This window comes from uncultured Shewanella sp. (assembly GCF_947501665.1).
In the GTDB taxonomy this organism is placed as follows: domain Bacteria; phylum Pseudomonadota; class Gammaproteobacteria; order Enterobacterales; family Shewanellaceae; genus Shewanella.
Genome location: NZ_CANMWS010000021.1, coordinates 92,588 through 114,838, shown reverse-complemented (window position 1 = coordinate 114,838; position 22,251 = coordinate 92,588). Strand labels below are relative to the sequence as shown.

Annotated in this window: 19 protein-coding genes; 7 read left to right on the top strand and 12 right to left on the bottom strand. The window is 39.5% G+C overall.

What is annotated here, in order from left to right; genetic code table 11:
• Positions 1–219: 219 nt before the first annotated feature.
• The 4 genes from Q0976_RS16730 to Q0976_RS16715 form a co-directional block, all read right to left on the bottom strand.
• The gene (locus Q0976_RS16730) at positions 220–1,044 is read right to left on the bottom strand and encodes a sulfite exporter TauE/SafE family protein (RefSeq protein ID WP_299495005.1); all 825 of its coding nucleotides are present in this window, start codon (positions 1,042–1,044) and stop codon (positions 220–222) included.
• Positions 1,045–1,301: 257 nt separating this feature from the next.
• On the bottom strand, positions 1,302–2,720 hold the full coding sequence (locus tag Q0976_RS16725; protein WP_299495004.1) for an MFS transporter: 1,419 nt from the start codon (positions 2,718–2,720) through the stop codon (positions 1,302–1,304).
• An 85-nt stretch (positions 2,721–2,805) separates the two neighbouring features.
• The gene (locus Q0976_RS16720) at positions 2,806–4,206 is read right to left on the bottom strand and encodes an MFS transporter (RefSeq protein WP_299495013.1); all 1,401 of its coding nucleotides are present in this window, start codon (positions 4,204–4,206) and stop codon (positions 2,806–2,808) included.
• A gap of 330 nt (positions 4,207–4,536) precedes the next feature.
• On the bottom strand, positions 4,537–5,919 hold the full coding sequence (locus Q0976_RS16715; RefSeq protein WP_299495003.1) for an MFS transporter: 1,383 nt from the start codon (positions 5,917–5,919) through the stop codon (positions 4,537–4,539).
• A gap of 144 nt (positions 5,920–6,063) precedes the next feature.
• Here Q0976_RS16715 and Q0976_RS16710 point away from each other — a divergent pair, with 144 nt between their 5' ends.
• The 3 genes from Q0976_RS16710 (at position 6,064) to Q0976_RS16700 (ending at position 9,892) form a co-directional block, all read left to right on the top strand.
• Positions 6,064–7,209, top strand: coding sequence for a sugar diacid recognition domain-containing protein (locus Q0976_RS16710; protein ID WP_299495002.1), 1,146 nt, complete (start codon positions 6,064–6,066; stop codon positions 7,207–7,209).
• 146 nt (positions 7,210–7,355) lie between these two features.
• Positions 7,356–8,714, top strand: coding sequence for a GntP family permease (locus tag Q0976_RS16705; RefSeq protein ID WP_299495001.1), 1,359 nt, complete (start codon positions 7,356–7,358; stop codon positions 8,712–8,714).
• 20 nt (positions 8,715–8,734) lie between these two features.
• Entirely contained in the window at positions 8,735–9,892 is a 1,158-nt protein-coding gene (locus Q0976_RS16700; protein WP_299495000.1) for a glycerate kinase, read from the top strand.
• A 519-nt stretch (positions 9,893–10,411) separates the two neighbouring features.
• Here the strand turns inward: Q0976_RS16700 and Q0976_RS16695 are convergent.
• Entirely contained in the window at positions 10,412–11,314 is a 903-nt protein-coding gene (locus tag Q0976_RS16695) for a class I SAM-dependent methyltransferase (RefSeq protein ID WP_299494999.1), read from the bottom strand.
• Between the two features lie 86 nt (positions 11,315–11,400).
• The gene (locus Q0976_RS16690) at positions 11,401–12,513 is read right to left on the bottom strand and encodes an AI-2E family transporter (protein WP_299494998.1); all 1,113 of its coding nucleotides are present in this window, start codon (positions 12,511–12,513) and stop codon (positions 11,401–11,403) included.
• A 133-nt stretch (positions 12,514–12,646) separates the two neighbouring features.
• Between Q0976_RS16690 and folX the strand changes: the two genes are divergently transcribed.
• Positions 12,647–13,021, top strand: coding sequence for a dihydroneopterin triphosphate 2'-epimerase (folX, locus tag Q0976_RS16685; RefSeq protein WP_299494997.1), 375 nt, complete (start codon positions 12,647–12,649; stop codon positions 13,019–13,021).
• 161 nt (positions 13,022–13,182) lie between these two features.
• Positions 13,183–14,094 carry a TIGR01777 family oxidoreductase gene (locus tag Q0976_RS16680; RefSeq protein WP_299494996.1) on the top strand — a complete coding sequence of 304 codons (912 nt, stop codon included), beginning with the start codon at positions 13,183–13,185 and terminating at the stop codon, positions 14,092–14,094.
• Between the two features lie 19 nt (positions 14,095–14,113).
• On the opposite strand, the gene Q0976_RS16675 is transcribed toward Q0976_RS16680, so the two are convergent.
• Positions 14,114–16,567, bottom strand: coding sequence for an FtsX-like permease family protein (locus tag Q0976_RS16675; protein ID WP_299494995.1), 2,454 nt, complete (start codon positions 16,565–16,567; stop codon positions 14,114–14,116).
• Complete coding sequence (locus tag Q0976_RS16670; RefSeq protein WP_299494994.1) at positions 16,567–17,280, bottom strand: ABC transporter ATP-binding protein; 714 nt, start codon at positions 17,278–17,280, stop codon at positions 16,567–16,569. Before Q0976_RS16670 ends, Q0976_RS16675 begins: the two co-directional genes overlap by 1 nt.
• Positions 17,281–17,305: 25 nt before the next feature.
• Between Q0976_RS16670 and Q0976_RS16665 the strand changes: the two genes are divergently transcribed.
• Positions 17,306–17,890: an arylesterase gene (locus tag Q0976_RS16665; RefSeq protein WP_299494993.1), complete on the top strand. Its 585-nt coding sequence runs from the start codon at positions 17,306–17,308 to the stop codon at positions 17,888–17,890.
• Positions 17,891–18,003: 113 nt separating this feature from the next.
• Positions 18,004–19,158 (top strand): DUF481 domain-containing protein, encoded by a 1,155-nt coding sequence (locus Q0976_RS16660; protein ID WP_299494992.1) that lies wholly within the window; start codon positions 18,004–18,006, stop codon positions 19,156–19,158.
• A 193-nt stretch (positions 19,159–19,351) separates the two neighbouring features.
• Here the strand turns inward: Q0976_RS16660 and Q0976_RS16655 are convergent, their stop codons facing one another.
• The 4 genes from Q0976_RS16655 to Q0976_RS16640 all read right to left on the bottom strand — a co-directional run bounded on the left by Q0976_RS16655 (position 19,352) and on the right by Q0976_RS16640 (position 22,157).
• Positions 19,352–19,849, bottom strand: coding sequence for a DUF2165 domain-containing protein (locus tag Q0976_RS16655; RefSeq protein ID WP_299494991.1), 498 nt, complete (start codon positions 19,847–19,849; stop codon positions 19,352–19,354).
• A 292-nt stretch (positions 19,850–20,141) separates the two neighbouring features.
• Positions 20,142–20,831: a VIT family protein gene (locus Q0976_RS16650; RefSeq protein WP_299494990.1), complete on the bottom strand. Its 690-nt coding sequence runs from the start codon at positions 20,829–20,831 to the stop codon at positions 20,142–20,144.
• A 111-nt stretch (positions 20,832–20,942) separates the two neighbouring features.
• Positions 20,943–21,566 (bottom strand): M15 family metallopeptidase, encoded by a 624-nt coding sequence (locus Q0976_RS16645; RefSeq protein WP_299494989.1) that lies wholly within the window; start codon positions 21,564–21,566, stop codon positions 20,943–20,945.
• A 36-nt stretch (positions 21,567–21,602) separates the two neighbouring features.
• The gene (locus Q0976_RS16640; RefSeq protein WP_299494988.1) at positions 21,603–22,157 is read right to left on the bottom strand and encodes a hypothetical protein; all 555 of its coding nucleotides are present in this window, start codon (positions 22,155–22,157) and stop codon (positions 21,603–21,605) included.
• Positions 22,158–22,251 lie beyond the last annotated feature (94 nt).

Genomic DNA, 22,251 nt, shown 5'->3' with positions numbered 1-22,251 from the left:
AATGCAAGCATCAGTCATTGGTAATCTAACGCTCAAATATCATTCTAATTGTTGGTAATTTTATACTCAGGTACTTAGACACAACATCCCGCCTTAATGTAGACAAAAATAACAATATTCAGCCAAATTAAAAAACAAATACAAAAAACAACTAAAACAGAATTAATCTTCTAATTTAAAATGAATAACTTTGATTCTGTGACACTCATTATCCCAAGTTCAGATTAAATAATAAAACCTTAAGAGTTTATATAGCATGATAAAAAAAATAGCCAAGAGTAAACTAAAATAGATAAAAGTGGTTATTTTTTCTGTTAATTGTCGTCCAAGCCAAGTGCCAAAAGGCACACCAACAACCGAGCCTAAAAAGAGCCAAATCACCACCGGCCAAAATATATAGCCCGTTGTAAAATTGGGAAAAGGCTCATGGGCAATGTTAAATGTGGAATAATAAAAAATAGCAATAAGCGCAATTAACACATTAAAGCCATTGGAGAGCCCTGCACAATGGCGAATATAAAAGCCATAGCGCTTTAGAACAGGAACCATGATCAAGCTCGAGCCAACGCCCATACAGGATCCAATTAATCCACTCATAACACCACTCAGTCCTTTTGCTATCATAGGAGGACGTGAGGTGTTTATCATATTCATAGGTTTTCTTTTCTTAAAATGGCTTAAAAAACGCACAATAATAACTAATAAAAAGACTAGAAAAATAAAAATAAGTAATTGAGTCGGTAATTGAATAGCAACAAAACACCCAGTCAATGTGCCCACAACCACAAACGGTAAGATCTGCCCAAATAAAAGCCAATCAATGTTTCTTGCTTGATGATGAGACCACGCAGACGCCACGCTGTTCACCAACATAATAAGGAGCGATGTTCCAACGGATAAATGCATTACAACACTAGAGTCAACTTGATAAAAGGGTAGGCAGATCATCAAAGCAGGGACAATCACTAATCCCCCCCCTAAGCCTAATAAACTGGCCAAGATCCCTCCGAGAAAACCGGCAATAATCAGAATAATAACTTCCACAATTACCTCATTAAGTCTTCATAGGTTCACTTCATTATACCAACCTAACTAAGTAAATGATCAGCTCAGAGCCACTCAGCAATTGATCCCAATACTCGGGATCTTAGCCATTAATTAAACGCTAACATATCGTTTATCCTTCATTTCACTTAAGAATAACAGCATTTTAAAAATAGACTTTCAAGCCCCCATTAACAATGCAGATCACAACAATAATGCTCAATCTGAGTATAAGCTATTTTTAATGTTAAAGTCCCTCAGTCAGAATATGACTCACTAGTATGATCTTTTACCCAAAATAAGCAGATTAACAATCCAAATAACGCAAGAATAGCGTTAAACAAAAAAGCATGTTGCATACCCACTAAGGGAGAAGAAGATAACAGAATAATACAGGTGCTGATCCCAATTCCAACGGCGCCACCTGCGGTTCTAAACATATAAATAATCCCACCAGCCAAACTCATACGCGATGAAGGCACCACCGTCAATGCTGCGGTAGTGACACTAGGATAAGCCAGTCCAATTCCAACACCTAATATGAACATCACAACCACTAATTGCCAATAAGGTGTCAAAGCATGGACATAGGACAGTAATAACATTCCCAGTGCAAGACAACCCACACCAATAGATACTAAACATTTAGCACCTAATCGCTTATAAACAGCCCCAGAGATAAAAGACATCAAGGCATAGGTCAAAATCATGGGCAATAGCCCCACTCCAGACTTTGCTGCTGAGTAGCCCAACTCACGCATAAAAAACTGTGGCAAATATAATAACGCCGCAAAAAAAACCGTCGACATCATCAAAGTCGTTAACCCAATAGCAAAAAATACTTTATTTTGCATCAATTCTTGAGGAATTAATGCCTTTTCATTTTGATAATGTTCAATAATAATAAAAATCATCATGCTCAAAGCAAATAAGCTGAATAACCCTATAATTAACTCACTTTTAAGCTGGGGATCGGCTAATAAATCCAAACCAAACAGTAAAGAAAAAAGTGACACTGATAATGCCAACACCCCGGCATAATCCACATGCTTCTTTTTCAACAAAACAACATCCGCCGCAATGGCTTTCCAAGTGAATAATATCGCTAACAGTGCAATGGGAATATTAACCAGTAAAATCAATCGCCAACTGTAAAAGTCTGTTAGCAAGCCACCAATCATAGGGCCTGCTGCATTACTTATCCCTGCTACTCCAATAATAAAGCCACCCGCAACGCCCTTTTTTTCTTCAGGAAATAAAGCATAAACCATACCTAAAACAGCAGGCCACATCATGGCTCCCCCAACTCCCATGATAATGCGGCATAAAATTAAAATGTTAAGGTTAAAGGCACAGGCACCGATGAGAGAAAAAAGGGTAAAAATAGTCAACCCAATGAAAAACAACCGACGCCGACCATACAAATCAGCTAAATGCCCACCAGTAATAATAAAAACACCTAAGGTCAATGCATAACCATTAAAAACCCATTGGCTATGATTCAAGGTACTATTAAATTCGGTACTTATTTTGTTAATTGCCACAGAGAAAGCGGTAAAATCATAAGCAATAAGAATAATCGCCAGTGACATCGCCAAAAAGCCTAAGGATTTATTCGCCGTACCGCCAGGTTTTTGCTGAAATAAAGTGCGTAAATTATGATAATTTAGCATCATAGATATGATTCTCTTGATGAGCAAAAATCACACAAAACGCAATGTCTAAATACCAATGATCCGCAACGGGTTTCATTATCGCTCCTTAATTAATCTTTGATTGGCACTTTTCAAGCCTTTTCTTACCACCAATCCAAAATAAACAAATGATAAGACCCAAAATAGATAGCACACCATTGAGTCTAAATGCCATATTAATGCCTTCACTAAGCTGTTGAAAATGAGTCACAATCGCGGTATTGAATCCCAAACCGATAGACCCACCAGCAATTTGAAACATAAAAATGATCCCGCCTGCTAAACTGGCTCTATGTTCTGGTACTGAGGTTAAAGATGCCGTGGTAATGGTGGCATAAAAGAGTCCTACTCCCGTGCCAAGAATAAACATCCCTAATAGCATAGAGGCATAACTAGAATGCATGGTTAAACTCGATAATAAAAACATACCTAATGCTAAACAGGTACTCCCCACTGATAAAATCAACTTCGCGCCTAATTTCTCATATAGCGCTCCGGCAAAAAAAGACGCAACAGCAAACGTTAACATTACCGGTAAGAGACCCACGCCCGAACGCATGGCAGAATATTGCATCGTTTCACTAAAAAAGAGTGGCAGATAAACTAAAACTGCAAAAAAAATAGCAGACATCATTAAAGTGGCAACCCCAGCAGCCATAAAGGGGTAATTGTGCACCATATCAGTTGGAATAAGTGCCGATTGACCCACTTTATACTCAATATAAAAAAACGCACATATTGCGATAAAGAAAATAACAAACAAACTGAGAATAAAAGGGTCTGTCCACCCTAATCCTATACCGAAGTCCAGCGCCAGCAATAACGCCATTAAAGCAATCGATAAAGTCAATACACCGACATAATCTATGGGTTCATTTTTATCTATTGGCTTATCATTCTCAATCACTTTATAAACGAATAAAAAAACAATCATGGCAATGGGGACATTGATTAAGAAAATCCAACGCCAACTTAAAAGATCCGTTAACACACCACCAAACATGGGCCCCATGGCATTACCAAAACCTGCCGTACCTATCACTAAAGCACCAGCTAACCCTGCCCGATGAGCAGGTATAATGCTAAAGACAATACCTAATATTGAAGGCCACATTAAGGCACCACCCACTCCCATTAATATTCGGCAAACAATCAACCCAACAATCGAACTCGTTAGAGAGGCAAAAACAGAAAAAGCCGTGAAAATACTGATCCCAATAATCAATGTTTTTCTGCGACCGATACGGTCTGCCAAACGTCCTCCTGTGACAATCAACACACCAAACATCAAGCTATAACCATTAATGATCCACTGGGTCTTATTAATCCCAGCTTGAAACTCTTCCCCTATCGTAGGCAATGCAACAGAAAATGCAGTAAAATCAATAGCTATTATAAGTACAGATAGCGCCATAGCGAGCAAGGCCCAACCGCTTATTTTCGCATTTTCCTGCTCACCTTCCTGCATCACCTTTCCTCCCTTTAAATCACAAAAAAATTCGCCTTAATATCAAACTTCCTCGGATTTTTAGAGGTAATTTGATGATCTATTGCCCTTAGCAATACAATCGGTATAACAAAATAATGGCACATAAATTTAGAAGTGTTTGAAAATCAGCAACCAATTCATCAATAGAATAAATTGACCTGATTCGGAATAAAGACTGTCGCCAACAAAATTTGAATATAAAAAGTAAAATTAATATCTTGTTTTTATGTATTTCAATTTTTACCAGGGCTGTTTATATTGAGTGATAATTTATACAGCTGTTTATAAGGGCTTTATACCAATCTATAGCTAACTCTTTTCAATATTGGATTTATTTCCAATCCACAACAAGCAAATAAGTAAACCTAAAAAAGATAATATGGCATTCAAACTGAATGCCATATTCATTCCTTCACTCAGGGACTCATATTGTGCAACAATAACCGTATTCACTGCTAAACCAATTGCCCCTCCCACATTCAGCAACATATAAATAATACCTCCAGCTAGACTGGCTCTTGTTTCAGAGACAGATGTCAAAGCCACAGTCGTTATTGTTGAATAGAAAAATCCAACGCCTAATCCCAAAACAATCATGCCTGTTAGCATAGAGGTATAGCTTGTATACATAGTCAAATGCGATAATAAAAACATACCTAATACTAAACTACCTGTACCAATAGATGTAATCCACTTCGCCCCTAACTTTTCATAAAATGCACCGGCAAAAAAAGACGAAAGTGCAAATGTCAACATAATGGGTAATAGCCCAATACCTGACTCCATAGCGGAATACTGCATAACTTTAGTGAAGAATAAAGGTAAATAAACCAAGACTGTAAAAAAAACCGCTGATGTCATCAATGTGGCTAAGCCAGCCAGTAAAAAAGAGACATTATGTATAATATCAGGTGGAATAAGTGCACTTTCTCCCCCTCTTCGTTCAATAAGAACAAAGCAGAACAAGGCAACAAGAAAAATAACAAACAAACTTAAAATAAAAGGGTTTTTCCACCCAACACTGATCCCCAAATCTAATACTAGTAATAATGATAGTAAAGAAATCGATAAGGTCGATACGCCGACATAATCTATAGACTCCTTCTGATCCACAGGGTTATCATTTTCGATATTGATACAAACTAATAGATACACAATAATAGCAATAGGTAAATTAATAAAAAATATCCAGCGCCAGCCCCAAGTATCTGTGAGCCCCCCTCCCAATAAGGGGCCCATTGCATTTCCAAATCCTGCCGTACCCAATACCAACGCACCAGCAATACCTGCTTTACTTACTGGAAATACAGAGAACACAATGCCGATAACCGATGGCCAAATGAGCGCGCCACCTATCCCCATTAATATTCGGCAAATAATGACCCCATAAATCGAATTAACTAAACCTGCCAGTACCGAAAAAAACGCAAATATAACTAGACCAAAAATCAATGTCTTACGACGACCAATACGATCAGCTAACCGCCCTCCTGTAACGATAAACACACCAAACATTAAAGTATAACCATTTATCACCCATTGTGTTTTATCAATTCCAGTATGAAGTTGTTCATTCATCATAGGTAAAGCAACAGAAAAGGCAGTAAAGTCATTTGCGATAACCAGTACAGATAACACCATCGCTAGCAAAGCCCAAACGTTTGCCTTCGCATTTTTCTTACTTACTAGCATAAACCGTTCTCCATAGTATGAACAAATAAGAAAATTTAATTTTGGTATTAATAAAAGAATGGCACATTACGAAATGTTTATTGGAATGTATTTTTATGTTCAAATGAGAAATGAAATTTTTATTCCGCTGATGAAATGCCGACTATGTATTTTTTGAATAAGCAGATTGCACAACAAATAATAAAGCGCACCACTCATATTATTAAACACAACATCAATGTCATGAATAACCAAGGCATTATTCTCGCGTCAGGTGATCCTGAGCGCATTGGATTAATTCATGAAGGCGCGCTGCTCGCCATTCGCCAAAATAAAGTGATAGCAATTCATCCCGATAATATTGATACCTTTCAAGGCGTACAAGCCGGTATTAACCTGCCACTTCACTTTAAAGGCACTATCATTGGCGTCATTGGGATCACAGGCTCACCAGAGCGACTCAATCAATATGGCGAACTTTTAAAAATGACGGCAGAAATGATTGTTGAGCAAGCCGAATTATTAAATCAAACACAATGGCACAATCGACAAAAAGAAGAACTCACTCTTCAATTGATCAAAAAAAACACTGACGATACTAAGCTTATCCAACAATGGGCCGAAAAATTATCCATTGATCTAAGTGTGCCAAGAGTGGCATGTGTGCTGCAATTAGACGCTTCTTTCGCTAAGAAAGCTGAACATAATGAATTAAATACCCTCGTTCAACTTATTGACACGCCTGAAAGAGATAATTTAGTGGCCATCACTTCCCTAACAGAATTAGTGATCCTTAAACCCGCATCCTTAAATGGTCAAGATTGGGCGCCTGAAAATGAAAGTCAACGTATCGATCGCCTCCTTAAAAGGCTTCCTGACAAGCTCCAAAACAAAGTAAAAGTCGCCTTAGGACACTATTTCCCCGATCCAAATAATATCTACCTGTCATATCAAACAGCAAAAGAAACGCTATGCCTTGGCATTAAAACCGCTCCAGCACAGAGTAAATATGTCTTTGAAAATTATGTATTACAAGTCTTATTATCTGATCTCAGAGAACATTGGCAAGGACAAGAGCTACTTCGTCCTTATTTGAAACTCTTAAACGCTGACAAAAATAAAAAATTGGTTAATACATTACATGTCTACTTCTCTCATTTTGGCGATCAACAAGCCTGTGCTAATGCACTTTATATTCATCGAAATACCCTCAGATATCGCCTCGATAAAATACAACAAATTACGGGTATTCAACTTCAATCATTAGAAGGCGTGTGTCAGCTCTATCTTAGTCGACTGCTTGTAAAATAACTTTTTCGTGCATTTGCATAAAAAAAAGGCAATATTTCTCACTGGATCTGTCTATTACGCTAAAGTATACAAAGATCCTGAACGCTACAATATAGTTAAATCAATACAAAATGACATAGCTTCAGCATGCCTAGAAAGGATTAACTATGAGTCTGGTATTAATATTAATTTTCGTCATTATTTTTATTATTGTGGCGAGTTCAACGTTTAAATTACACCCCTTCTTAACTTTGATCCTTGCGTCATTTCTCACCGCTTTTGCATGTGGGTTACCCGCTGAGAATATTGCCGAAACTATCAGTCAAGGGTTTGGTGGCATACTCAGCTATATCGGATTGGTTATCGTCTTAGGCACCATTATTGGGACTATTTTAGAAAAAAGTGGCGCTGCGATCACCATGGCAGATGTCGTAATACGATTATTAGGGCAACGCTATCCAACTTTAACCCTGTCCATCATCGGGTACTTAGTGTCTATTCCTGTTTTTTGTGATTCAGGCTTCGTTATTTTAAATGCATTAAAACAATCCATGGCCCATCGCATGCAAGTTTCCAGCGTAGCGATGAGTGTGGCACTCGCCACGGGCCTTTATGCTACCCATACTTTTGTTCCTCCTACACCCGGCCCTATTGCTGCTGCTGGCAACCTTGGATTAAGCAATCACCTCGGCCTTGTGATAGCGTTTGGACTCGTCATTGCCGCCATCGCCTCCATTGCAGGCATGCTATGGGCGAATCGGTTTTTACAGACCCAACCTGATGGAGAGAATGCGCCAAATACCAATGACAATACGGCAGATGTCGAAGCTAGCCTAAGTCAATATGGTCAACTTCCCAGCCCATACCGGGCCTTTGCGCCTATCTTTATTCCTATTTTATTAATCTGTTTAGGATCCATTGCCCAGCTTCCCTCAAAACCATTTGGACAAAGTGAAATATTGCATCTTTTTGATTTTATTGGTCAGCCTATTAACGCCCTCATGATAGGATTGTTGTTATCGTTAACACTGCTAAAAGGAGCAGACAAAATAAAACAATTAAGCCAACATGTGAGCGATGGGTTAGTTTTAGCTGCGCCCATTTTACTCATAACCGGTGCTGGCGGCGCTTTTGGTGCCGTATTAAAAGCCACTCCAATCGGTGACTTTTTAGGCGCATCATTATCTGAATTAGGGCTCGGTCTGTTTATGCCTTTTTTAGTCGCTGCCGCTCTTAAATCAGCACAAGGCTCCTCCACAGTAGCATTAGTTGCAACCTCAGCATTAGTGGCACCTATGCTAGACAGTATAGGATTGTCAAGTGACATAGGTCGTGTTCTTGTTGTCATGGCCATTGGCAGTGGAGCCATGACTGTCTCCCATGCCAACGATAGCTTTTTTTGGGTCGTGGCACAGTTCAGTAAAATGAGTGTGAAGCAGGCCTATAAAGCACAAACCATGGCCACATTGATCCAAGGGCTGGTGAGTATCAGCTGCATTTATTTGTTAAGCCTAGTTCTACTGTAAGCTAACTTTATGGATACCTTATGAAAATCGTAATTGCACCTGATTCATTTAAAGAAAGCTTAACGGCTGTTGAAGTCGCCAATGAAATAGAAAAAGGGTTTAAAAGCGTCTTTCCTCATGCACATTACATTAACCAACCTATTGCCGATGGTGGTGAAGGGACAGTTGATACTCTAATTGCTAGTACAAAGGGGGAAAAAATCACCTTAACCGTTACCAATCCTTTAGGCGATGCTGTGCAGGCGTATTACGGTATTCTTGGCCATAGCTCAGCGAGCAAAGTAAAAACCGCTGTTATTGAAGTTGCCAAAGCATCGGGACTGGATTTAATTCCCAATACATTACGTGATCCGCAAATAACCTCAAGTATCGGCACTGGAGAGTTAATCCTTGATGCCTTAAACCGAGGCATAAAACATATCATATTAGGTCTCGGAGGAAGCGCCACAAATGATGCTGGTGCCGGAATACTCAGTGCATTAGGTGTAAGGTTTCTCGATAAAAACAAACAAAGATTAAAGCCTGGTGGCATTCACTTGCAAGCACTCGACTCCATTGACACCACCCAAATACACCCCCTTGTTCAAACTTGTCAATTTGAACTGGCTTGTGATGTCACTAATCCCTTATGTGGGCCCACAGGGGCCAGCCAAATATTTGGCCCTCAAAAAGGAGCAAACAGTCACACCGTTAATCGACTTGACAAAGCACTGGCCCATTTTGCCGATGTTTGGGTTAAAACAGGAAAAGAAGATCATCGAGATAAAGCAGGGGTAGGAGCCGCCGGTGGTATTGGGTTTGGTCTCATGTCATTACTTCAAGCAACAATACAGCCAGGTATTGATCTTGTCATTGAAACAACAGGCCTAGATAAAAAAATAATAGGCGCGGATTTAGTCATCACTGGTGAAGGCTGCTTAGACAGTCAAACACTCAATGGCAAAGCCCCAATTGGCGTGGCTCGCTTAGCCAATCAACATCATATACCTGTTATCGCCATTGGAGGCTGTATCAGTAAAGATGCACAAGTACTCTTAGATAATGGCATTACCGCATTGTTTTCCATTACCCCAAAAAACCTCCCCTTAACCACACTCTTTAAACAAGCCAGACCTCATTTATTCGATTGCTCACGCAACATTGCTGCGCTTTATAATATCGCACCTAAGTCACAGTAATAAAAATGCCAATCAATCACTGACTGGCATTTTTATTTTGTTATCATTTTTAATCCATCTCGCGACTTGGATCAAAAATGATGAATAAGGAGCTCAATCTAAAAACGCATCTTCATCCATTTCAGTAGGCAATGAAGCTAACATTTCATCTTGTACTTGATAGTAAGCTTCTTCGTAGTCTTGCGCTTCCATAATCACTCCGCATCAAAAAATGTAGGGAACAAAGGCATGCCATCAAATCGTGTCATTTTGCCTTGTTTGAATGAAAATAAACCGTAATACTTGATATTTTCAAACTCAGTAGAGTATATCACCTCAAAACCAATAATTACAAAAAACTTTCAGTTCTGTTTGAAGAAAACAGTGTCTTAAGCTTAAAAACAATAAAAAAGGCATTAAAAACTGAAAGGCTTTCAGTTTTTAATGCCTTTTTTATCTTAAAAGATAATTTTATATTACAAAATTAACATACAATCAATTTAATTACCTAAGCTAAAAAGACCTAAAAATACCCGTAGCTCATCGATACCTCAATACTTTCAGTGCTTTATCTGGGTCAATATCCACAAATGCTTCCGGATTATCAATTTGTTCGTTAAACACTAAATTTGGACTGTATTCTTTGACTTGATCCTTTAAAAAGTCAATGCCCAGTTCGGGAGCATTCAAACATAACAACAAATCTCCCCCTTCTTTCAGTAATTCAGGTAATCGCTTCAATAAACGGGCATAGTCTTTGGTCGCCACAAAGCTGCCTTTTTGATTACTCGGTGGATCAGCAATGATGAGATCATAAGGGCCTAACTTGGTCAGCTTGCCCCATGACTTAAAAATATCATGGCCTAAAAATTTAGCGCCCGTTTGAAAACCATTCAATAAATGGTTTTGTTTGCCAATCGCTAGCGCACCTTTACTCATATCCATATTCACCACATCAGTCGCTCCCCCTTGAAGAGCGGCCACTGAAAAACCACAGGTATAGGCAAAGAGATTCAGCACTTTTTTTCCATTAGCCTGCTCTCGCACCCATTGACGACCTTGACTCATATCAAGAAACAATCCATGGTTTTGTCCCTTTAATAAATGTACCTGAAAACGCGCACCGTTTTCAGTCACAATATGAGGTTCAGGAACCGAGCCAGTAATACATTCTGTATGCGTTTGCCCGCCACTGCGATACTGATAAACTAAATTAAGCGGATCTGTAGGCATTAACTCCTGCCAACGTGAAGTTATCGCATCTATGACCACCCCACGCTCTTCATCTATTAACGGTTTAAAACTTGTGAGCAATAAAACGGGGTTAAACCAATCTAAACAAATATGTTCACAACCATCATAACGCCGCCCTCGTCCATGAAACAAACGTATAACATCTTGATCCCACTTCACTTCTTTTAGTGCTTCTAAAAATAACTGCATGAACTCACGATTCCAACCATCTAAAAATTATTCCCCAACTCACTTTAATGTCATTGACACACTCAGGTGAATAAAAGGAAGGATGTTTAATCTTTCAAATCTTGTTCCCCAGCCTGCTCAATCTTTTCTGGTTCACAAACCGGTTTTTTTATTGTAACGCAAGGCTCTGCACCTAAATTGTCAGACAATAAAATAGATAACCATTTTCCACTTTCACTGTATTCTAACGCAATTTTCACCACCATGGTCAAGGGAACTGACAATAGCATACCGACCGTCCCCAATAGCCAACCCCAAAAAATTAATGACAAAAAAACCACTAAAGTCGACAGCCCAACTCCCCGTCCAGTATATTTAGGCTCAATAATGTTACCAATAACAGTATTCGTTACTATGTATAATAACGTCGCAGCACCCGCCTCGCCGGTGCCTAATTGAATGAAAGCCAATAACACAGCAGGAACCGCGGCAATAATCGAGCCTATATTTGGAATATAATTGAACAAAAAAGCAATCACTCCCCACAACAAGGCATAATCCACGCCAATAATATAAAGGCCAACACCAATAATGACACCCGTCGCTAAACTCAATAGGCTCTTTATCACCATATAACGGTTAACAGAATGTAAAAACTTATCCATTTGCTGTAAGCCAACACCAGGATTATCAAATGCGAAATGTAATTTTTTAGCAAATGTAGGCGCTTCAATCAGCATAAAAACAATGGTCAATACAATTAAAAACAAATTCGCCATGACATTGCCAATACCCGATAGCATGTTAGTTGTCATTGAAAAAGCCACACCGGGATCAAAATAAGACATGATCTGTTTTCGCGTGATATTGATATTCAACGACTGTAATTTATCAATCCCCCATGAAAAGTGCTCTATCAATTGGCTACGATAATGGGGTAACTGCTTGGAAAACTCGGTAATAGAGCTACCAACCACTGACGTTAACCAAAAACCCGCTAATAAAATCAACACCATCAAAATCAACACAGCCAATAGACGCGGTACGCGATATTTTGCCATCCAATTAATAATAGGATTACAAATCACCGCAATAAAAGCAGACAACACTAAAGGGACAACAATAGAACTGGCAATTTTAATACCAGCTAAAATAATCACAATAAATCCCATCGTCGCAATGCCCTTATACGCAACCCCTTTATCTTCAAATCGATTCATTTACGTGATCCTCAACGCTTATTTATAACAAGACTTTATCGGTTTTCTATACAGGTTAAGACAAAAAAGCTTCTAGATTTACTATAAAATTGATAGGCTTATTCTTAGTGATATAAAGGAGATTATAACAAGAATGAAGCCAGAAATAGCAATTATCCGCATTAAAAATTTACGCTTACGGACATTTATCGGCATAAAAGAGGATGAAATTAACAATCAACAGGACATTATTATTAATGCCTCTATCCATTATTGTGCTAATAAAGCCCGCAGCAGTGACAATATGGAGGATGCATTAAACTATCGAACAATAACAAAAGAAATAATTGCACTGGTTGAGAATAATCGTTTCTCACTACTTGAAAACCTCACGAATCAAGTACTCACCATTGCCAGTAAACATCCTTGGGTAGAATTAGCCGAAGTTGAAATAGACAAACCCTACGCGTTGCGATTTGCCGATTCAGTGTCTTTATCACTTTGCTATACCCGTGAGACTTCAAGCTAAAATATCACCGATATATAAAAAATCCCCCCAGCCTCACTTAACATGAGTGAGGCACGTTTGTGCTCTCCTTATCTCATCATTTTGAATAAAAAGTTCAAAAAATTGATCCAATTTCTAACCAACTGATTATGCTTGTATGAAACCCTAAAAAAAATACCATCATGAATATACTTATCACAGGTGCAACAGGCTTTATTGGAACACAATTAGTTCATGCCCTTGAACAAGAACATACATTGACACTTCTGTCTCGTCACCCAGGAAAAGCAGCACAAAAGTTAGGCATGTCACATACCTACTTAAAAGAGTTAAGTTCACTTGAACATCTCAATGACATTGATATCGTGATCAATCTGGCTGGAGAAGCAATAGCAAACAAGCGTTGGAGCCATGAACAAAAAGATCGTATTTGTCATAGTCGCTGGCAATTAACCCAAGAAATTGCCACATTGATCAAAAAAAGTGCCACGCCACCTCACAAGCTAATCAACGCCTCCGCCATCGGTTTTTATGGTAGCCAAGCACAAACAGCATTGGATGAAGACTTTATCCCTCAAAAAGACAGCGCTGATGAGTTTCCTCACATCGTTTGCAAAGAATGGGAAAAATCGGCAAATAATTGCCGCTCCATACAAACTCAAGTCATTATTTTACGCATAGGCTTAGTGCTAGGCAATCATGGCGGTGCGCTCAGTAAAATGCTTCCCGCCTTTAAATTAGGGCTTGGCGGCTCTATTGGTGAAGGACGCCAAGGGGTAAGTTGGATCCACCAAACCGATTTAATCAACCTCATTATTTTTATGATAAAACAAACCCATTGCCAAGGTGTTTTCAACGCTACCGCCCCGCACCCTGTCAGTCAAAGCGAATTTGCCAAAATATTAGCCCACACCCTTAAAAAACCCGCCATACTCCCTATGCCTACATTTATATTAAAAATGGCGTTAGGCGAGATGTCACAACTGCTTACGCAAGGACAATTTGTCCTGCCCACTCGCACATTAACCTCAGGGTTTCAATTTCAATACCCCTACCTCAATGAAGCACTACACCAATTGCTTCAACAGACATAACCTTAGGGCCAAGCAGTGCTTAATGCCCTTTTAATAACGCAGTGCAAGATTGATTTAATAATTGGCGACACCGCCAAAGACCTAATAAGCCAACCACCACCCCACCACTAAGCGGTGCAATCCCCCACCAAGGCCAATGCATAGACACATTGAGTTCAAATACTTGGGTTTTTAATAAATATAGAGAAAACTCTGCGACACAAACGGCCAAAACACCGGCTATGACCCCTAACAAGGCAAATTCCAATCCCGTAGCCCATTTCAACAAACTCCCTTTAGCGCCAAACGTTCTTAATACAGCCAATTCTCGTTGCCTAGAAGCCATACCCGCTTCAGTTTGTGCCATCATAACAAGTGCACTGGCCATCACAACTAATGCCAATACTAACGTTAAAGACACTGAGACTTGACTGATAATTTGCCGTAACTGATCTATCATGGCCCCCACGTCAATCACTGATATTGTAGGAAATAAACGCAATAAACCCACAATGACTTGTTGTTTGTCTTCTTCTAATCGAAAACTGACAATGGACGTCGATACAAAAGAAGCCAAAGCCTCTTTCGTAAAGATCATGAAAAAGTTAGGTTGCAAACTTTCCCAATGCACATCTCGAATACTGGACACAATAACATTCACATGTTGATTATCAATGGTGAAAGTTAACTTATCCCCGAGTTTGAGTCCTAAACGATCAGCCACTCCAGATTCGACAGAAACCTCATTTGATGCTCGATTAAATTCCCCTTCTAACAATTGATTATTAGCAGGTAACACATCTCGCCACGTTAAATTAAGCTCTCTCCCTATGCCTAAACGCCCAACACTGCCTTCATCTTGCTGCTTTTGAGTAATCGTATTTTCCCCATTGATCTGCGTCAATCGGCCTCTAATAACAGGGTAGAGATCGGGGACCTCAGTGATATATTGAGATAAATACTTGACTACATCTTGCTTTTGCTCTGGTGCAATATTTACCAAAAAATAATTAGGAGCATTATCCGGTAATTGCTCTCGCCATTCCTCTAACAAATCTTGCCTAAGCGCCAAAATAGTTAATAAAAGCACCAATGCACAACTAAAACCAACCAACTGTATGGCATTTTGCTTTGCTCTGCGCCTTAGTCCAGCCAAAGCTAACTGCATAGGATTGGTTGTTTTCATGCCCATTCCATGACCTAGCTTTATCATGAAAAAACCCAATACACTTAATAAGATGCCTAACAGTAAAACAGTAGCCACCACAGTCAAAGTCATGGCCAATTGTCCAGAATACAAGTAGCCCAGTAACCCCATTGCCAGTAAACTCAGCAACAAATGAAGCCACATACCTAAATTCGCACTTTCAAGCTGACGTTGAAGGACTCTTAGCGGCGGAATGGATAATAAACGCAATAATGGATAGGCTGAAAACATCACAGCACTGATTAACCCTGTTGCAGCGCCTAATAAAACAGGCCTGAGCAATGAGGGAGAATAACGGGCTATCTCCTCAGGTAAAAACACGCTAATGGCTTTATCAAGCCCTATCCCTAACATGATCCCAAGAACCACACCCACACATGTCACCAAGAGTAAATGCAAGCTAAAAAGCGTACGAATTTGACGCGCCGAAGCCCCAAATGTTTTCAGCATAGCCACAACATCATAATGACGCTGACAATAACGCTGGGCTGCAATGCCAATCGCCGCACACGCCAAAGCAATCCCTAATAAACATGCTAAGAGTAAAAACTGCTCGGCACGGTTAACAGCATTGGCTATTGGAGAGTCTCCTGATGTCACATCAACCCAACGTTGACTCGTATTCAACAGCGGTTTGACTTGTTTTTCAAATGCCTTTAATTGACTGCTGTTACCCGCGAATTGATATAAATACGTGACTCGACTACCTGGCTGCAATACACCGGTTTTAACCACATCTGCCATGCGCATTAAGACAACAGGTGATGAAGCAAACAGATTAAATCCCGCATCAGGCAATCGTGTAATTTCCCTTGATAAGGTAAAATTCATATGCCCAATTTCAATGTTTTTCGGCTGAGATAATAAACCATAAAGCCGAGTTTCAGCCCATAAATGCTCAAACTGAGGTAATCCAGAAGTTGGACCGGTCACTAATTCAATTTTACCTTTTAAAGGATAGCCATCCTCTACCGCCCTCACTTTAACAAGTTGAAATTTATCCCTGCTATACGCCATGGAATTAAATTCCAACACTAAGGTTTGTGATAAACCCAGTTCATCCGCTACCGCTAATAAGGCGGGATCAATTTCTCTTGGCGAGCGAATAATACGATCCGCTGCAATAAATTGAGATGCTTGGCCTTCAATGGCTGCCTTAAGCCTATCACTTACACTGGCCAATCCCGTCACAGACAGTACTGCTAACGTAATAGCCAAAATAATCAGTAATAATTGCCCTTGAAATAATTCACGTCTAAACAGTCGCCACGCTAATGTTAAAGCCATTATTTCACCTCATCAATAACATGAGCGGACTGAAGCCTTGACTCTGATAACACCCCATTTTCCATCATAAATTGGCGCTCACACAAATTGGCTAAGATTAAATCATGCGTCACAAGCACAAGAGTTGTATGACTTTCTTGATTCATAGAGAATAGCATTTGCGTAATTTTATCACTGTTTGCCGCATCTAAATTACCTGTTGGCTCATCAGCAAATAACACCTTTGGCTCGCTAATAAAAGCTCTAGCAATGGCCACACGCTGCTGCTCACCGCCTGAGAGTTGATGAGGTAAATGGCTTAAACGGTGAGATAGTCCCACTCTGTCTAACATTTTTTTTGCTTTTTCTCTTGCGTCTTTAATTCCCGCAAGTTCGGCGGGTAACATCACATTTTCTAGGGCATTTAAGGTATCAACAAGCATAAAAGACTGGAAAATAAAGCTCACTTTTTCTTTACGAAGTGCCGCTTTACCCTCTTCATCAAGCCCCTTTAAGGACACACCATCTAGGTGAATATCACCAGATGTTGGCGTATCAAGCGCCGCAAGCAAACCTAACAAAGTTGACTTTCCTGATCCCGAAGGACCTAAAATAGCAATACTTTCTCCCTGCTTGACATCTAAGTCAATGCCGTTGAGGATAGAAAGCAGCCCTTCTTGGGTTGCCACCGACTTAACGAGAGAATTAACCACTATGGCACTTTTATTAGACATAACATCCTTCTTAAAGAAAAAGTACATGGCGCCATGCTTCGCCATGATGTTCATTTTGATAAGTCTTCCCTTGCAAGCTGCTCCCATTTTAATCTTAGGCGATAGCTTAAGTGCAGGTTATGGTATGCCTGAAAATGAAGGCTGGGTTAACTTAATACGTAAAAAATTACCGCAACATACGATCATCAATGGTTCTGTTAGTGGTGAAACATCCGCAGGAGCTCTTAGGCGGCTGCCTGCATTACTTGATTCATCAGCCCCTCAATTGGTTTTCATTGAGTTAGGAGGGAATGATGGACTACAAGGGTTTCCAACAAAACAACTTAAACAAAATCTAACACAAATCATTAAATTATCTCAAGAAAGAGGCGCACTTATTTTGCTCTCTAATATTATGATCCCTCCCAATTATGGTCCAAGATATGCCAAACAATTTGCCCAAGTCTATCAAGATGTCGCTAAGGAACAACACGTCACTTTAGTGCCCTTTTTCCTAAAAGATATCATCACTCACCCCAATTTAATGCAAAATGACGGTATTCACCCTAATGCGAAAGCGCAGCCGCAGATTGCGGCCTTCATTAAACCTTGGTTATTAGGAGAATTATAATCTTTGATAAATACAATTTACTCTTTGATTTACCTATAACAGCATTGTGTTATAAATAACACTTTTGTAATATATTCTCCCTAACGAGACGATAACCAATTAGGGAGAAAAAGGTGAAGGAAAATGCGCTAATCCACCACACATCGTTATGGAAGAAAAACACACTGAGCCTGATGACCTTGTTTTGTGGCTTATGCGTCATCAGCGTTGAAAGCATCGCCACTCCTGCGCCCAAAGCACTACCAAATGACAAAAGTAAAAATGAGCTCACCCCAGCAGAGCTCACTTTACCCATTGATGACAAGTATGATTGGATCCAACTCTCCAGCCTAGAAATGCTCAAAGGAACCCTCAATAATTTATATGAGGAAAAAGTCGAATTTAAGAGCAAAGAGTTTGGCACATTAACCATAGATTGGGATGATATTCTTCAACTTCATACCAGTCATATTGTCAGTGTAGGTTTGACCGACTTTAGCATACAGGTAGGACAATTAACCTTAAAAAATAACCAAATAACAATCAATAACCGCCAGTATCCCCGTCATGATGTCATGACCATTATCACAGGCCATGATAGTGAAAGTAATTACTGGTCCAGTAAAATAACTTTAGGCGCTGATTTTTATTCGGGCAATACAGATCAAATTGATTATAGTGCGATTGCCTATACGCGAAGACGAACAACTGAGTCTCGCTTTAACACAACATATTTAGGAAATTACTCACGTACCGATGGCGAGGAAACAATTAATAATCACAGATTGAACAGTAATTTTGATTGGTTTGTCTCCCAAAAATTCTATTTACGCCCCATTTTTGGCGAAATCTATAAAGATCCCTTTTTAAACTATGATTATAAAATCACCTTAGGTTCGGGTATTGGTTATAACATCATTGATACCTCGACGACTGAGTGGAAAGTCAGTGGAGGTCCCGCTTATGTATATACGCGCTTTGATGAAGTCGAAGCCGGTGAAGAAAAATATAACAGCAGTCCAGCCATTGTTGTTGAAACAGATTATGACACAAAGTTAACTGAGATTATCGATTTTAATGCCCTTTATCGTATTCAGTACGGCAGTAGCGATGCGGGAGGATACACTCATCATGTGTTAACAGGGTTTTCTATTAACTTAACCCAATATTTTGATTTAGATCTTTCCTTTGTTTGGGACAGAGTCAGCCAACCCCAAGCTAATAGTGAAGGTGAAATTCCGAAAAAAGATGATTATCAATTTATTGTGGGTTTAGGCTTTTCTATTTAGTCTGAATGAGGGATAACAAGTATCAAAAAATAAGCTATTTCACTTTAAATTGATAGCTTAATGTGAAGCTTGTTATCCTTTATGTTTAAATGTATCAGCATATTGACATATTTGTGCATACCAAAATAGAATCAAAAATAACGATATTAAGCAGCGCTGCTTATCTCACCTTCAAGTTGGTTAATGTACAACCTCATTCCTTACTCACAAAATCATCGGGTAAAAGAAGAAAAATTAAAATCATTAAAAACACAACCACTAATCGATAGGCAGCTTGTTGTCCATTCCAGACTGCAGACTGCCACATCAAAAACCATTCACCTCCAATGGTTAAAAAACCAGTAAACCAAAGTACGACACCTAACACTAACCCCACTACCGCCACACTCTTCGCTGCATTAAATTCTCTATGGCTATGACGATGCCTGATTAACTGTACTCCAGCAATGGCCGATAATAAAGCAATGAGACTTTCAACCGCAATAATAACGCCATAAACAAAATGGTACGCCATCGGTGACTCTATGGCTCGCCACATACCCACATTATTAGGAAATGTAGTATCCATTTTCAGCACATGAAAAACAAAACTATAATTTGACTCATAATCAACCATATTATTCCAAGCAACAAGGCCTGAAAATAAAGCAACACTCCAAATAAGTACTATTTTTGCATAACGAATCGTCATAATTTCATCCTTGAATGAAAAGTAAAAGCTATATAGCTAAATCAATATAAAATGACATACTCAGCTGGAATAAAAAGTGATTTAGGCTAGGCGAATTGTTAAAAGCATAGTCATTCTACGGTAAGACAAATTAACAACGCATAAATCACTTTTAAACCAGCCTGTTAGGAGCTTCATTTGAGCGGCACTTCTTTGTTGCATTATCTCGAAAGGAGCCTACATTCCATCACTAATGCACCTCAAATTGCCGCTCAATTGATTGCTCTGAGACTATCATTTTATATTGATTTAGCTATACCACTACACCAAAGAGTTTCCCCACAGCTGCTGAGAGTAACATCGCCAAGGCTCCCCAAAAGAGTACTCTCATTGCTCCCTTTCTCATTGATGCACCGCCCACACGCGCCGCTACCATTCCTAAAATAGCCAAAGAAAGCAGTGAAGCAAAGCTGATCGCAACTATCATCTTATTTAACGGTGCCCACCATGCCACCAATAAAGGTAACAATGCACCAAGCGTAAACATACTTGCCGATGAGATAGCAGCTTGCAGCGGGCGAGCTCTTCCAGTATCCGTTATGCCTAACTCATCTCTCGCGTGTGCCGCTAATGCATCATGTTCCATTAATTGTTTTGCCACAAGTTGTGCTAATTCAGGCTCAAGGCCTCGATGACAATAGATCTCCGTGAGTTCCTTTTCTTCAAATTCAACATCATCATTTAATGACGCCTTTTCTAGCGCTAAATCGGCTTCTTCAATATCAGATTGCGAGCTTACAGAGACATACTCTCCTGCGGCCATCGACATCGCACCAGCCACCAACCCTGCCATACCTGCAAGCAAAATATCAAAACGAGTTGAATGGGCAGCGGCCACGCCAATCAATAAACTCGCAGTGGAAACAATACCATCATTAGCCCCAAGTACCGCTGCACGAAGCCAGCCAATACGATGCATTCGATGTAATTCAGATCGACTCATTGTTATCTCCACATCATATGTCTCAATGCCTGCTACCTTATCAGGTAAAAAATCTTACTTCTGTGGTATTAAACAAGATTAATCATTGACTCATCATACACAAGTGATGACCTATTCAATTGGAAAATTAAAATAAGTATCAGGAAAAGGCTCTTTTTCTAACGTAAAATGCCACCACTCTTGTTTCAAGCCTCTAAAGCCAACACGACTCATCACTTGCTGCAACAGCATACGATTAGCACGCTGTTCATGAGTCAATTTTTTATAATATGTCCAAGAAGCAGGGTGAAAATAATCCCACGCGGTTCCCATATCCAACTCATGAAAAGAAGGAGAAGATAAATCGATTAATGTGATATCGACAGTACTTGCTCTTGAGTGGGAGGATTGCCTTGCAATAAAGCCTTTATTAAATAATTCTTTTTTATCAAGTTCTGGATAATAAATCACTTTCATTTCATTATTGTATTCAGATTGAGACCAACGTATAAAATGATCAACGCTCATTTGAGGACGATAAGCATCATAAATTTTGATCCCCAAATCAAACAGCGCAAGCATACTTTGTGCTTGCTCTATCGCTCGACATGCTGGTATCGATAAAAAAACTTTCGGCGCTAAATAGCCATCGATAGGCACCCCGACAAAGTTATCTACTGAACAGTAACGTATATCCAACACAATCGATGGGATTACCGATTGAATATCGATAATCGTATTCGGACGTTTATCCATATTCACCTCCCCTATACATCAAAAGACCCATATTGACTAAACCACAGGATTAGCCACATGCTCCTCTTCTGGCTCTTTAGGCGGACCACCAAATACGCCTTTTATGACCACCGAAGGTGCTCTTCGGCCTAAAAGAAAGGCTAATATGTTCACATTAGTATCAGCAAATAAAATGGTATTGTTGATGGATAACGTCACTTTCGTACTGCCATCCACTTTCCAAGTCGTTTGCGCAATTTTAAATCCATCAACCCAATATCGCTTATCGGCTTTTACAGAGCCTTTGGCTGATTGATCAAATTCATCAATCAACCAGAGCTTTAACCTTCCTTTGCAGCTAGACTCTATAATAATCTCGCCTAAATTTAATTTAAAAGCGCATAGCCCTAATTGATAAGGAAATCTATTCTCTAAAAATTGCCCGTCAGACAAAGTACTCAACTCAGTCATGTCAGATATTGCCTTGACCTGTAATTCGTTCTCTTGTAGCACCAACTGAGCGAGAGGAAGGCGATAACGAAAACTCACAAACGCAAAAAGACCGATAATACCTAAAGAGACTAACCACCCTATATAATCCAATAACAACATAATCTTCCCTGTTTCGCTCTATACCTGACTTGATAACACCTGCGCCTTTTTAAAGTCATACTTCACAAAAAAAGGCACGCTCATGCCTATAATA

Coding starts and splice junctions, on each gene's coding strand:
- Q0976_RS16695 (WP_299494999.1), bottom strand. CDS start 11,314: ATGCAGTTATTTTTAGAAGCACTAAAAGAAGTGAAGTGGGATCAAGAT.
- Q0976_RS16720 (WP_299495013.1), bottom strand. CDS start 4,206: ATGCAGGAAGGTGAGCAGGAAAATGCGAAAATAAGCGGTTGGGCCTTG.
- Q0976_RS16700 (WP_299495000.1), top strand. CDS start 8,735: ATGAAAATCGTAATTGCACCTGATTCATTTAAAGAAAGCTTAACGGCT.
- Q0976_RS16675 (WP_299494995.1), bottom strand. CDS start 16,567: ATGGCTTTAACATTAGCGTGGCGACTGTTTAGACGTGAATTATTTCAA.
- Q0976_RS16715 (WP_299495003.1), bottom strand. CDS start 5,919: ATGCTAGTAAGTAAGAAAAATGCGAAGGCAAACGTTTGGGCTTTGCTA.
- Q0976_RS16655 (WP_299494991.1), bottom strand. CDS start 19,849: ATGACGATTCGTTATGCAAAAATAGTACTTATTTGGAGTGTTGCTTTA.
- Q0976_RS16640 (WP_299494988.1), bottom strand. CDS start 22,157: ATGTTGTTATTGGATTATATAGGGTGGTTAGTCTCTTTAGGTATTATC.
- Q0976_RS16680 (WP_299494996.1), top strand. CDS start 13,183: ATGAATATACTTATCACAGGTGCAACAGGCTTTATTGGAACACAATTA.
- Q0976_RS16645 (WP_299494989.1), bottom strand. CDS start 21,566: ATGGATAAACGTCCGAATACGATTATCGATATTCAATCGGTAATCCCA.
- Q0976_RS16665 (WP_299494993.1), top strand. CDS start 17,306: ATGGCGCCATGCTTCGCCATGATGTTCATTTTGATAAGTCTTCCCTTG.
- Q0976_RS16650 (WP_299494990.1), bottom strand. CDS start 20,831: ATGAGTCGATCTGAATTACATCGAATGCATCGTATTGGCTGGCTTCGT.
- Q0976_RS16710 (WP_299495002.1), top strand. CDS start 6,064: ATGTATTTTTTGAATAAGCAGATTGCACAACAAATAATAAAGCGCACC.
- Q0976_RS16670 (WP_299494994.1), bottom strand. CDS start 17,280: ATGTCTAATAAAAGTGCCATAGTGGTTAATTCTCTCGTTAAGTCGGTG.
- Q0976_RS16705 (WP_299495001.1), top strand. CDS start 7,356: ATGAGTCTGGTATTAATATTAATTTTCGTCATTATTTTTATTATTGTG.
- Q0976_RS16725 (WP_299495004.1), bottom strand. CDS start 2,720: ATGATGCTAAATTATCATAATTTACGCACTTTATTTCAGCAAAAACCT.
- Q0976_RS16690 (WP_299494998.1), bottom strand. CDS start 12,513: ATGAATCGATTTGAAGATAAAGGGGTTGCGTATAAGGGCATTGCGACG.
- folX (WP_299494997.1), top strand. CDS start 12,647: ATGAAGCCAGAAATAGCAATTATCCGCATTAAAAATTTACGCTTACGG.